Genomic DNA, 11,876 nt, shown 5'->3' on the forward strand with positions numbered 1-11,876 from the left:
CACCGGTGCGGCCGCCCGCGCCCCGGGGCGCCTCCCGGACCCCGCCCCCGGGCGCGGGCCGCTCCGACGGACCAGCACCGTCGACTCCCGTGAGCGCGGACGACGACTCGGTGATCCACCTCCCCCTGAAAGGCAGCGCGACCATGCGACTGACCCCGCTGACCAGCCTCACCCCCGAGCAGACCGAACTGCTCGACACCATCGTCGGCCCCGGCGTCGAACCACCCCCGCCCTTCCTCGTCTGGGCGCGCAACATGGAACTCGCCCACTGGGTGGAGAACCTCGGCCGGTACTGCCGCAACGAGTCCCGCTTCCCGCAGAAGCTGCGTGAGCTGAGCGTGCTGATCGCCGGCCGTCACTTCGACAGCCAGGCCGCCTGGAACGCCCACATCGAGCAGGCCGTCGAGGAAGGCATACCGGCCGAGTGCCTCGACCGCCTCGCGCGCGGCGAGGACCCCGGCTTCAAGGCGGAGGACGAGCGCGTCTTCCACGCCTTCGCCCACGAGATGCTCCACGACCACTTCGTCACGGACGCCACCTACGCCGAGGCGATCGGGCTGTTCGGCGAGGACGGGGTGCTGGACCTGATCGGCTGCATCGGGAGCTTCAGCATGTCCGCGATGATGCTCAACATCTTCCAGGTTCCGCTCCGGCCGCATCTGCCCCGGCCCTTCGCCGACGTCGACGGCTTCCGGCGGGTCCCCGGAGGCGACGCCTGATGCCTCGTTCCCCGCTGCAGTTGCTCGACGGGCTCCTCGACGAGGACGGCCTGGAGACGGCCGCGCACCGCTTCGTCCTCGGGGGCCCGTTCGGCGCGGAGCCCGCCGAGGCCACCGCCGAGCGGCTCGCCCACTTCGCCGACGCCGGCGGCCTGCTGGTGGAGACCTCGCACAGCTACGCCGGCGGGCGGGCCGAGGCGGCGGTCGGCGCGTGGCTGCGCGCGAATCCCGGGACGCTGGGGGTGACCACCAAGGTCGGCCACGACACGACCGGCGGTGACATCCCGCTGAACCGGGACACCGTCCTCGCCCATGTGCGGTCCGCGCTGGCGAACCTCGGCGTCGACGTCATCGACGTCCTCCTCTACCACTGCGACGACCCCACCCGGCCCGTCGCAGAGCTCGCGGACACCCTCGTGAGCCTCGTCGACGCCGGACACGTCCGCCGCGTCGGCGTCTCCAACTGGCGGGCGGAGCGGCTGGCGGAACTCGCCGCCGCACTCGTCGCGAGGGGCCACACGCCCGTCGCCAGCTACCAGTTCAGCCTCGCCGAACCCGACCCGGCCCTGCTGGAAGGCAGCCTGCACGCCGACGCCGCCGTGCTCGACGTCGTACGACGACACCGGCTGCCCCTGCTCGGCTGGTCCTCGCAGGCCCGCGGCCACTTCGCCCGCACCGGACCCAAAGAGCACCACGACAAGCCCGATCCGTACGACACCGTGGACAACCGCGCCCGTCGGCAGCGCTGCCGGGAGCTCGCCGGACAACTCGGTTCCCGGCCCGAGACCGTGGCCCTGGCCTGGACCCTCCACCACCCCGGCGTGTGGCCGTCCATCGGCGCGCGGACCACCGCCCAGATCGACAGCTCGTTCCAGGCGCGCCGCCTCACCCTCACCGAGGAGCAGGTCCACTGGCTCCGCCACGGCCGGTGAGCTCCCGGCAGCCGACCGGGCCGCGCTTCGGTCACCGGGTTCCCGCGAAGGTCGCCGTCTGCGGGGTGTTCGTCGCCGCGAACTTCATGGCCATCATGGACACCACCATCGTCAACGTGGCCCTCCCGGCCATCGGCCGCGACTTCGCCGTCGACACCTCAGGTCTGAGCTCGGTCAACGTCGGCTACCTGGTGGCCCTCGCGGTGTTCATCCCCGTCTCCGGCTGGCTCGGTAACCGCTTCGGCACCCGGCGCACCGCGCTGACCGCCCTGCTGCTGTTCACCGTGGCCTCCGCGCTGTGCGCCACCGCCGGCTCGCTCGGAGCGCTCACCGGGTACCGCGTGCTGCAGGGCGTCGGCGGCGGCCTGCTCGCCCCCGTCGGGATGACGATGATGCTGCGCGCGTTCCCTGTGGCCGAGCGGCTGCGGGCTCAGCAGTACGTCATGCTGCCGACCGCCGTCGCCCCGGCCCTCGGCCCGGTCCTGGGCGGCTGGCTGGTGGACACCGCCTCCTGGCACTGGGTGTTCCTCGTCAACCTGCCGGTCGGTGTCCTCGCCCTGCTCTTCGGGGCGGCCGTCCTGCCCGACTTCCCCGGCCCGGGCGCACCCCGCTTCGACGTGCCCGGCTTCGTCCTCGCAGGCGGCGGGCTCGCGGCGGTCCTGTACGCCCTCACCGGCGCCCCGGACCGGGGCTGGGGAAGCGGCGGCACACTGGTTCCGCTGGTGGGCGGAGTGGCGTTTCTCGCCGCGTTCGTTCCGTGGGAGCTGCGGGCCGCCCACCCGATGATCGATCTGCGGGTGGCCGAGGACCAGCTGTTCCGCACGACCCAGCTGGTCCTGTTGCCGACGGGCGCGGCGTTCATGGGGGTGCTGTACCTCTATCCCCAGTTCCTGCAGACCGACCTGGGCTACGACGCGCTCCACTCGGGCCTGGCCACCTTCCCGGAGGCGCTCGGCATGCTGACCGCCTCCCAGCTCGTGCCCCGCCTCCACGACCGGGTCGGCCCCCGCCGCCTGATGGCCGCGGGCGGCGCCGGAGCCGCGCTGGTCATCGTCCTCCTGGCGATCCTGACGGCCGCCCCGCACCCGTTCGCCCTGTACCCGTCGATGTACCTGCTCGGGACCTCCGTCGGCCTGCTCTTCGCGAGCGCCCAGAACGCGGCCTTCGTCACCATCCCGCCCGCCCGTACGGCCGACGCCACCACCCTCCTCAACATGCAGCGGCAGACCGCCGGCGCCTTCGGAGTGGCCCTGGCCGGGACCCTGACGGCGTCGCTCGTCCCACCGGCCGGCGCCGGCACCGCCTTCGCCGACCGCATCGCCTTTCTCACCCTGGCCGCCCTGTGCCTGGGCGCCGCCGTCCTGGCCCGGCGCGTCAGCGACCGACGGGTCCGGGAGGCGTACGACGCGGCCGCTACCAGCCGCGGGCAGTGCGCTGGAGAGCGTCCCGTACCCGGACCACGTCGGGGTTGGCCTCGGCGCCGGGCCGCTGGACGAGGAACAGGGTGTTGAGCGGCGGCTCCTGCGGGGCGTGGAGGAGGACGAGACGGCCGGAGTCCAGGTACTCCTGGCACAGCGAACGGGGCAGCACGCTGAAGCCGGCGCCCGCGTTGACCGCCGAGAGCACCGCGTACAGGTTGGGCACGGTGACGGCGGCACGGGCGGTGAGCGGCCTGCCGAACACGGTGCGCCAGTAGCGGCGGACGATCGGCAGGTCCTCGGCGTACGTCACCATGGGCACCTCGCGCAGGAAGGCGCCCGGATCGTCCGCCTCGGGGTGAGCGGCGAGGCGTTCGGCCCAGGCCTGACTCGCGACCAGGAGGTACTCCTCGTCGGCGAGCGGCACCGACTCCAGCGCCCGGCCGCGGGGCCGCCGGGTGGCGATGACCAGGTCGTGGCGACCGGCCCGCATCTCCTCGAGGAGCGGCTCGGGCAGTCCCTGGGCGACCCGGAGCTGGACGCCGTCGGCGACGAGCGGGACGAGTGCGGGCAGGACCCGTACGCACAGCAGCTCCGAGGGCCCGGCCAGGTGCACCGGCGCGGCGAGCGCGTCGGACTCCTCCAGGCCGCTCAGCGCGTCCAGCGGGGCGGCGATCCGTCCGGCCATCTCGTGGGCGTACGGCGTGGGCTCCACGCCCCGGGGCAGCCGGGTGAACAGCTCGCGGCCGGTCTGCTGCTCCAGCGTGCGGATCTGCGCGGTCACCGTGGGCTGGGAGAGCCCGAGCCGCGGCGCCGCCGCCGTGAACGACCCCGCACGGTACACGGCCAGAAAGGTCCGCAGCAGGTTGAGGTCCGCGTGCTGCGGGAGCTGTCCGCCGCCGGTCTCCCGGGGCGTGACCGTGGCGGGCGTCCGGTGCTTCATGGCCTCCACCCTAACCGGGCTTGCCATCGGCTTCCCGATGGCGGAAATCGGCTTCCCTATTGGTGCCCGGATGGGTGGCCGTCCTAGCGTGAAGGGCGTCGCCGAGTGGCGGCAGCCCACCCGAGTGGCGACGATGCAGGCAGAAGCAGGGGAGAGACATGGCGGAGATCCTTTTTGTGATGACCGGTGCCGACCGGTGGACGCTGGCCGACGGCACCGCACACCCCACCGGCTTCTGGGCCGACGAGGCCGTCGTCCCCTACGAGGCGTTCAAGGCCGCCGGACACCAGGTCACCGTCGCCACCCCGGGCGGTGTGGTCCCGCCGGTGGACCCGGCCAGCCTGACCGCGCAGGCCAACGGCGGCGAGGAGAACGCCGCGGCGGTCCGGGCGGTCGTGGCGGGCGCGCCGGAGTTCCGCTCCCCGGTCGCCCTCACGGACGTACGGCTCGACGACTTCGACGCCGTGTACGTCCCCGGCGGGCACGGCCCGATGGAGGACCTGGCCGTCGACGCCGACTCCGGCCGCATCCTCACCCGCGCGCTGGAGTCCGGCCTGCCGGTGGGCGTGGTCTGCCACGGCCCGGCCGCCCTGCTCGCCGCCGTCGAGGAGGACGGCACCAACGCGTTCGCCGGCTACCGGATCACCGCCTTCACCAATGCCGAGGAGCGGCTGGCCGGCAGCGCCGACGGCGCCAGGTGGCTGCTCCAGGACCGCCTCACCGAGGCCGGACTGAAGGTCGAGGCGGGCGAGCCGTGGGCCCCGCACGTCGTGGTCGACCGGGGCGTCGTCACCGGCCAGAACCCGGCCTCCGCCGGCCCGCTTGCCGCCGAACTCCTCAAGAAGCTCCCCTGACAACGCACTTCACCGTAAGGACACCCGCATGACCGGCATGACCACGCAGAACGCGATCAACTGGCCCGAGAAGTACCTCCCCGGCACCGGCGACAACTTCGTCTCCAACGAGGTGATCGTCCAGGGCCTCACGGCCGCCCGGGTCTGGCACTACCTGACCGACACCTCCGAGTGGGAGGGCTACTACGACAACGTCGCCGACATCTCCTTCCCCGAGGGCGGCGGCCCGCAGCTGACGGACGACCAGGTCTTCAGCTTCGGCACCTTCGGCTTCCCGCCCCTGGACGCCCATGTCGTCGAGCTCCAGGCCCCGGCGGACGGCGTCCCTGGCCGGCTGTCCTGGACCGCGAAGCAGGACGGCAAGCCCGAGGAGCGGCTGGACGTGCTGCACGCCTGGCTGGTGGAGGACCTGCCCGGCGGCCGGGTGCGGATCCTCACCCAGGAGACCCAGATCGGCGAACCGGCCGCGGCCCTGGCCAACGAGCGCCCAAACCCGATGCTCAACGGCCACCAGGCCTGGCTGGACGGCCTGGTCCGCGCCGCCGCCGGGTGACTCGACTCCAGGATGCGCCTCCGGCTTTCGAGGACGCACCCGGCCGTGGCCACCGACGCCCGGCCGCGACGAGACCGGCCATGGCCCGCCTGGTGTTACGGCGAGGTGGGCAGGTGCGGGGAGCGGAGTACGAGCAGGGTGATCTCGCTGGGGGCGAAGACGCGGAACGGCGGGCCCCAGAAGCCGGTGCCGCGGCTGGTGTAGAGGAGGGTGCGGGTGCCGTGCCGGCTGAGACCGGCGAGGGCGGGCTGGTCGATGCCGACCAGGTGGTGGAAGGGCCAGATCTGGCCGCCGTGGGTGTGGCCGGAGAGCTGGAGGTCGATGCCGGCGGTCGCCGCCCGGTCGACGAACTTGGGCTGGTGCGCGAGGAGCAGGACGGGCAGGTCCGGGTCGGCGCCGTCCAGGGCCCCGGCGAGGTGGGCGCGGTGGCCTGCCAGACCGGAGGACTCGGCGGTGACGTCGTCCACGCCGGCGACCACGAGGGTGTCGCCTCCGCGTTCGAGCAGCAGATGGCTGTTGCGCAGCGGCTCCCAGCCCAGCTCGCCCATCAGGTCGACCCAGCCCTGGGCCTCGCTGTAGTACTCGTGGTTGCCGGTGACGTACACGCGGGCCCGGGTGGCCCGCACGGTACCGAGCGGGAGGGCCTGGGCGCGGCGGCGTTCGGCGGTGCCGTCCGCGATGTCGCCGGTGTGGCAGACCAGGTCGGCCTCCAGGGAGTTCACCGTCTCGCACACCCGTGCCGACCAGCGGGCGCGATCGAGCGGGCCGTAGTGGGTGTCGGTGATGAGGGCGACGCGGAGGCCGTCCAACCCGGCACCCAGCCGTGGGAGTTGCACGTCGAGCCGGCGCACGCGGGGCACGCGGCGGGCCTCGGCGTAGCCCCAGGCAAGCAGGACGGCGGACACGCCGAGGACGGCCCACGTGACGATCCGGGCCCGGTCCTGGCCCTCGCCGGCGCCGGCCACGGCCAGGGCGAGCCGCAGGAGGACGCCGAGCAGAACGGACCAGGTGAACAGGACCCAACTGGCGCCCAGCAGGGTGTCACCGACGATGGCCGCCCGGTCCTGCTGGCGCCGGCCGTGGCCGCGCATCATCGCGAGCGGCATGCCGACGAGGCCGAGGGCGAACAGGGCGGTGCCGGCCGCCGTGACGGGCAGCGGCCAGTGCTGGCCGGTGTACAGGAGCACCCAGCACGGCACGGCCCACAGCAGGACGGGAGCGATCAGGGGGATGTAGCGCATCAGGCGGTGCAGGCGGCTCTGCCGCGGTGCCTGTGCTTCGCTGTCGGCGGGTCGGGTGCTGCTGGTGTCGGTCACGTTTCCCCTCACTGACCAGGCTGCCGTCTCGCGCACTGTATCCGGTCGTCCTCGGGCCGGCGGACCGGCGTTCACGGGGGCACCGTGCGCACCTTCTCAGCCCGGCAGATCCGGCAGATCCTGGAGATCCGGGAGCCGTTCCAGCCGGTACCCGTGCCCCCGCAACGTGGTGATCCGCGGCAACCGGGCCTGCCGCCCACCCGCCTGTGCCGCCTGCGCCGTCTCTGTCGCCCGGGTCGCCTGGGTCGTCTGCGTCGCCTGTGCTGCCTCGGCCAGTCTGCGGCGCAGGCCCGCAAGCGTCACGTCGAGGGTCTTGGTGGAGCCGAACCAGTTCTCGTCCCACACCTCGGCCATCAGGGTCTCGCGCGAGACCGCCTCGCCGACCCGCTCGGCCAGCACCGCGAGCAGGTCGAACTCCTTTGCCCGCAACGGGACTTCGGCACCGAGCAGGACGCAGCGCCGGGCCGTCACGTCGACGACCAGATCGCCCAGCCGCACCGGCTCCCGGGCCGGCGCGGCCACCGCGTGCCGCCTGAGATGAGCCCGCAGCCGGGCGAGCAGCACGGTCAGGCTGAACGGCTTGACCAGGTAGTCGTCGGCCCCGGCGTCCAGCCCGGCGATGATGTCGATGTCGTCGGTCCGCGCCGTCAGGACGACGATCAGCAGGTCGGGGAGGCGAGCGCGCAGCTGCCGCGCGACGTCCAGGCCGTCCATGTCCGGCAGCCCCAGGTCCAGCAGCAGCACCTCGTACGGCGCCCGCCCGGCCTCCGCCAGCGCGCCCGCTCCGGTACGGCACCACGTCGGCGCGTAGTCGTGGCCGCGCAGTCCGGTTTCCAGGTGGCGGCCGATGGTGTCGTCGTCCTCGACGACGAGGACGCGCAGTCGGCTGCGGTCCGGTGCGGCGGGCGTGCGCATGGTCGACAGCCTAGGAGCAGCCGGGGCGCGGGGCTCGTTGTCGAGGTACGCCGTGTTCACAGGTCGCGGAGCTCCTCCACGGCGGGGCGGCGGCTGCCGCGGACGCCGTTGAAGGCCGCGGCCAGGATGGCGGCGACGGCGGCCGCCCCGGTGAGCGCCAGGTAGACGCCGGGGATCGACAGGGCCGCGGGTGGCGGGTCGAAGACGCCCGTCAGTACCTTGACCAGCATCTCCGACAGGGCCCAGCCGATGAGCGCGCCTCCGGTCAGGCCGGCGACGGCCAGCAACAGGGCCTCGGAGAGGACCATGCCGCGCAGGTGGCGCGGTCGTGCGCCGAGGACGGTGGCGATGGCGAACGTGCGGCGGCGTTCGGCGAGTCCGAGGCCGAGGACCAGGCCGCCGGCCCCGGCGGCGAGCAGGACGGCGAAGGCGAGCTCGATGCGGGTGAGGCCGGCCAGGTCGACGGAGGTCAGGCTGGTGCCGACGGTGCCGCGGGTCTGGGTGAGGTCGGTGACGGTGGCCCCGGTGCCGAGCTGACCGCGCAGCCGGTCGGCGATCTGCCGCTGGTTCGTGCCGGCGGTGTCGAGGAGGAAGGCGCCCACCGAGTCGTCGCCGGTGGCCCTGGCGATGTAGGAGGCGTTGGCGACGAAGAAGCTGTCCTTGGGGGCGGTGGGGAACTCCTTGGCGATGCCGGCGTAGTGGAAGGGGACCGTGCGCAGGGACTTGGTCCGCGCGTCCTGGATGCGCAGGTTCACGGTGTCGCCGGGTGAGAGCTGGAAGTCGTTCACGGTCTCGACGCTGACGAGGAGGTTGTCCGGGCGCTGGGCGAGGCGGCGCATCAGCTGGTCTGCGGTGCCGCCCGCGAAGTAGGCGTCCTGGAGCGAGGTGGCCCGCGCGATGGTGCCGGGGCGGACGCCGTAGAGGTCCTGGAGGTCGGAGCCGACGTAGGCGAAGCGGTGCTGGAGGGGTTCGACGTGCCGTACCCCGGAGATCTTCAGCGCTGCTCCGGCGGTGGGCGGGACCTGGGCGCCGGGTGGTTCGGTGACGGTGACGTCGGCGCCGTTGGTCAGCCGGGCGTCGACCTCGGCCTGCTGGTGGTAGGTGGCGTTGAAGACGGCGGTGGAGATCGCGAAGGAGACGGCGAGGGCGAGCAGCACCACCGACCTGGCGACCGGGCGGCGGCGCCGGGAGAGCGTGGCCGCGGTGGTGCCGGCCAGGGTCGCGGTCAGCGGCCGGACCAGCCGGGCCAGGACGGGGCGGCCGTGCGTGAGGGCGAGGAGGGTGAGGCGCCACAGCAGCAGGGCCGCGCCGATCCACAGCAGGGCGGGGCCGAGGAAGGCCCAGTAGGACACGGAGATGCTGGGGACGCCCTCGGGCGCGAGGACGAGCGCGTACTGGTTGCCCGAGGAGGCGCGGAAGACGAGCCAGGAGCCGGTCAGGAGGGCGAGATCCAGGCCGTACCGCAGCCACCAGGGCGACCGGGGGCGTCGTACGTCCTCCTGTTTGCGGGTGTCGGCGACGGTGACCGTGCGCAGGTCCCGCAGGGCGGGGACGAGGACGGCGCCCGCGGCCACCGCGGCTCCGAGGACGAAGGCGACGCCGTACCAGACGGACCAGGTCGCCGCGCTCGCGCCGAAGGAGGCCGTGCCGAAGGCGAGCCGGCCGGTGAGAGCAGCGATGCCCACCCCGGCCAGACCTCCGGCGAGACCGATCAGAGCGGCCTCCAGGCCGGCGAGTGCGGTGATCTGGCGGGGTCGCAGGCCGCGCAGCCGCAGCAACCCCTGTTCCTGGCGGCGCCGTTCGCCGCCGGCCGAGGCGACCGCCGCTGTCAGCGCGGCGGCCAGCACCGCGCCCGGCACGCCGAGGAAGAGGAAGAGGATCTGGGCGTACAGGGCGTCCTGGCGGGCCGAGTCGAGAGCCGCGCCGACGTTGTCGCCGACCAGGGCCGTGCCGGTGGCGTGGGCTTCGAGGTGGTGGGCGGCGCCGGTGGCGGCGGAGTACGCGGCGGCCGGGTCGGAGGGCAGCCGGGCGGTGTCGCGGGCGGCGTGGATCTGGGTGGTGACACCGGTGGCGCCCTGGGTGAGGGCGGCGAACCGGGCGGCGGGCAGCAGGACGACGTTGTCCGGGGGCGCGGTCGGCTGGGACTGGCTGGGGGCGCCGACGGTCTGGAAGAGGGAGTCGGCCTGGGGCAGGTCGACCACACCGTCCACCTTCACCTGGCGCAGACCGGCACCGGGCAGCTGGATGCCGATGGTGTCGCCGGGGGCCGCGTGCAGGTTGGAGGCGGTCTGCTGGGCCAGCAGGACACCCGTGGACGAGCCGGAGAGCGTGCGCATGGCGTCGGGGAAGCGGGCACGGTAGCCGTCGGGCAGGCCGAGGGCCATGCCGGGGCCGGTGGTCTGGGTGCTGCCCTGCACACGGGCGGTGAAGCCGCTGGTGTGCGCGAAGCCGACGGGCAGGGCGGTGCGGGTGCCCGGGGCTCCGGACACCAGGGACAGGACCGTGTGCGGGTCGGCGCCGGGCTGTACCTGGACCTGCCAGTCCACGGCGACCGAGCGCACGGCGCGCTGGGTCATGGTCGCCTTCGACGCGGTGAGGAAGGAGCCGAGCGCGGCGACCAGGGCGACCGCGAGCGCGATGCCGGTCAGGGCGGCCAGGAGCCGTCCGGTGCGGTGGCGGGCCAGCCCGCGGGCCCAGGCGGTGATCATGGCATCTCCTCGGCGGTCGGCGGGGTCGCGGCGCGGTTCCGGTGCGGTCCCCGCACCCGGGCGGTGGTCACGGAACCTCCTCGGGGGCGAGCAGCCGTCCGGCGCACATGCTGCGGCGGACGGTGAGCCGGGCGGCGACGGCCGGGTCGTGGGTCGTGACGACGAGTGCCGCTCCGGTGCGGTCGGCGGCCGTCAGCAGGGCGTCCAGGACGCGGGCGCCGGTGGCGTGGTCGAGGCGGCCGGTGGGTTCGTCGGCCAGGATCAGGCGTGGCGCCTGGGCCAGGACCCGGGCGGCGGCCACCCGCTGGGCCTGGCCGCCGGAGATCTCCTCGGGGAGCCGGTCGGCCAGGTCGGCGGCGTCCACGAGGGCGAGTGCCGCGAGCGCGCAGAGTCGGGCCTCGTCCTCCGGACGATCGGTGAGGACCAGGGGCAGGGCGGTGTTCTCCACCACGTCGAGGGCGGGGATCAGGCTGTCGCCCTGGAACACCAGGCCGATGTCGTACGGCCCGAGCGAGGCGGCCCGGGTGACCGTGCCGCTGGTGGGCTGTTCGAGCCCGGCCAGCAGGTGCAGCAGCGAGCTCTTGCCCGATCCCGAGGGGCCGACGACCGCGAGCCGGTCCCCGGCCCGGATCTCCAGGGCGGCCCCGTGCACGGCCACGACCGCCTGAGCTCCCCGCCCGAAGGTCAGGGCCGCGTCGGAGCAGCTGACGAGCACCTCATCAGACGGCATCGGGCGCCTCCTCGCGGCCTTGGCGCCGGGCGTCGGTGGCCTGCCGCCGGGCGTGGGTGTCCTGCTGCCGGGCGTGGGTGTCCTGCCGTGGGGCCTCGGCGGTCCTCCCGTCCGTCAGGGTGATCACCCGGTCCGCGATGCGGACGGCTTCGCGGCTGTGCGTGACGATCAGCACGGCGCACCCCTCCGCGGCCCGCTCCCGCAGCATCGACAGCACCAACTGCTCGGTATCGCCGTCCAGTTCACCGGTCGGTTCGTCGGCGAGCAGGACGGCGGGCGCGTTGGCCAGCGCGACGGCGAGCCCGGCCCGGGCCAGCTCGCCGCCGGACAGCTGTCGCGGCAGGGCGTGCGCCCGGTCGGCCAGCCCCACCCGGGCCAGCAGTTCCCCGGCCGGGACGGGGGCCCTGCGGCCCCGCGCCCGCTGCGGCAGGCGGACGTTGTCCCGCACGCTCAGGTGCGGCAGCAGGTTGCGGGTCTGCAGCAGGACGCCGATGTGCCGGGCCCGCAGCCGGGCCCGCTCGGTCTCGGGCCGGTGGCTGATCCGTACGCCGTCGACGCGGACCTCGCCGCCGGAGGGCTCGTCGAGTCCGGCCAGGCACGCCAGCAGGGTCGACTTGCCGGCCCCGGACGGGCCCACGACCGCGACCGTCTCGCCGCGCCGCACCCTCAGCGACACCCCGCGCAGCGCGAGTGTCTCCTCCTCCCCGGCCCGGTAGAAGCGGTACAGCTCGCGGGCCGTGAGGACGTCGTCGGCGACGTCGTTCGTGTGTGTGCCGTCGGACATGGTG

At 74.2% G+C, this 11,876-nt stretch carries 11 protein-coding genes; 5 read left to right on the forward strand and 6 right to left on the reverse strand.

The window, feature by feature from the left end:
• Positions 1-89 precede the first annotated feature (89 nt).
• The 3 genes from ABZ887_RS14070 to ABZ887_RS14080 are packed head-to-tail and all read left to right on the forward strand — an operon-like array spanning position 90 to position 3,162.
• On the forward strand, positions 90-719 hold the full coding sequence (locus tag ABZ887_RS14070) for a carboxymuconolactone decarboxylase family protein (RefSeq protein WP_361287728.1): 630 nt from the start codon (positions 90-92) through the stop codon (positions 717-719).
• Positions 719-1,651 (forward strand): aldo/keto reductase, encoded by a 933-nt coding sequence (locus tag ABZ887_RS14075; RefSeq protein WP_361287731.1) that lies wholly within the window; start codon positions 719-721, stop codon positions 1,649-1,651. The genes ABZ887_RS14070 and ABZ887_RS14075 overlap by 1 nt, the downstream gene beginning before the upstream one ends.
• A complete protein-coding gene (locus ABZ887_RS14080; protein ID WP_361287734.1) occupies positions 1,648-3,162 on the forward strand; it encodes a DHA2 family efflux MFS transporter permease subunit in 1,515 nt (504 codons plus the stop codon). Before ABZ887_RS14075 ends, ABZ887_RS14080 begins: the two co-directional genes overlap by 4 nt.
• Here ABZ887_RS14080 and ABZ887_RS14085 read toward each other — a convergent pair.
• Positions 3,065-4,012: a LysR family transcriptional regulator gene (locus ABZ887_RS14085; protein ID WP_361287738.1), complete on the reverse strand. Its 948-nt coding sequence runs from the start codon at positions 4,010-4,012 to the stop codon at positions 3,065-3,067. The genes ABZ887_RS14080 and ABZ887_RS14085 overlap by 98 nt on opposite strands.
• Before the next feature lie 158 nt (positions 4,013-4,170).
• Between ABZ887_RS14085 and ABZ887_RS14090 the strand changes: the two genes are divergently transcribed.
• Both ABZ887_RS14090 and ABZ887_RS14095 read left to right on the forward strand, forming a co-directional pair.
• Positions 4,171-4,866, forward strand: coding sequence for a type 1 glutamine amidotransferase domain-containing protein (locus tag ABZ887_RS14090; protein ID WP_361287741.1), 696 nt, complete (start codon positions 4,171-4,173; stop codon positions 4,864-4,866).
• 28 nt (positions 4,867-4,894) lie between these two features.
• Positions 4,895-5,419 (forward strand): SRPBCC domain-containing protein, encoded by a 525-nt coding sequence (locus ABZ887_RS14095; protein ID WP_361287744.1) that lies wholly within the window; start codon positions 4,895-4,897, stop codon positions 5,417-5,419.
• Between the two features lie 95 nt (positions 5,420-5,514).
• Here ABZ887_RS14095 and ABZ887_RS14100 read toward each other — a convergent pair whose 3' ends face one another.
• From ABZ887_RS14100 to ABZ887_RS14120, 5 genes are all read right to left on the reverse strand, one after another.
• Positions 5,515-6,735: a metallophosphoesterase gene (locus tag ABZ887_RS14100; protein WP_361287747.1), complete on the reverse strand. Its 1,221-nt coding sequence runs from the start codon at positions 6,733-6,735 to the stop codon at positions 5,515-5,517.
• Between the two features lie 96 nt (positions 6,736-6,831).
• Positions 6,832-7,650 (reverse strand): response regulator transcription factor, encoded by an 819-nt coding sequence (locus ABZ887_RS14105; RefSeq protein WP_361287750.1) that lies wholly within the window; start codon positions 7,648-7,650, stop codon positions 6,832-6,834.
• 56 nt (positions 7,651-7,706) lie between these two features.
• A complete protein-coding gene (locus tag ABZ887_RS14110; protein WP_361287753.1) occupies positions 7,707-10,358 on the reverse strand; it encodes an ABC transporter permease in 2,652 nt (883 codons plus the stop codon).
• Between the two features lie 67 nt (positions 10,359-10,425).
• Positions 10,426-11,088 (reverse strand): ABC transporter ATP-binding protein, encoded by a 663-nt coding sequence (locus ABZ887_RS14115; RefSeq protein ID WP_361287756.1) that lies wholly within the window; start codon positions 11,086-11,088, stop codon positions 10,426-10,428.
• On the reverse strand, positions 11,078-11,872 hold the full coding sequence (locus tag ABZ887_RS14120; RefSeq protein ID WP_361287759.1) for an ABC transporter ATP-binding protein: 795 nt from the start codon (positions 11,870-11,872) through the stop codon (positions 11,078-11,080). The genes ABZ887_RS14115 and ABZ887_RS14120 overlap by 11 nt, the downstream gene beginning before the upstream one ends.
• Between the last annotated feature and the right edge of the window lie 4 nt (positions 11,873-11,876).

The organism is Streptomyces sp. NPDC047061 (assembly GCF_040643955.1).
Classification (GTDB): Bacteria; Actinomycetota; Actinomycetes; order Streptomycetales; family Streptomycetaceae; genus Streptomyces.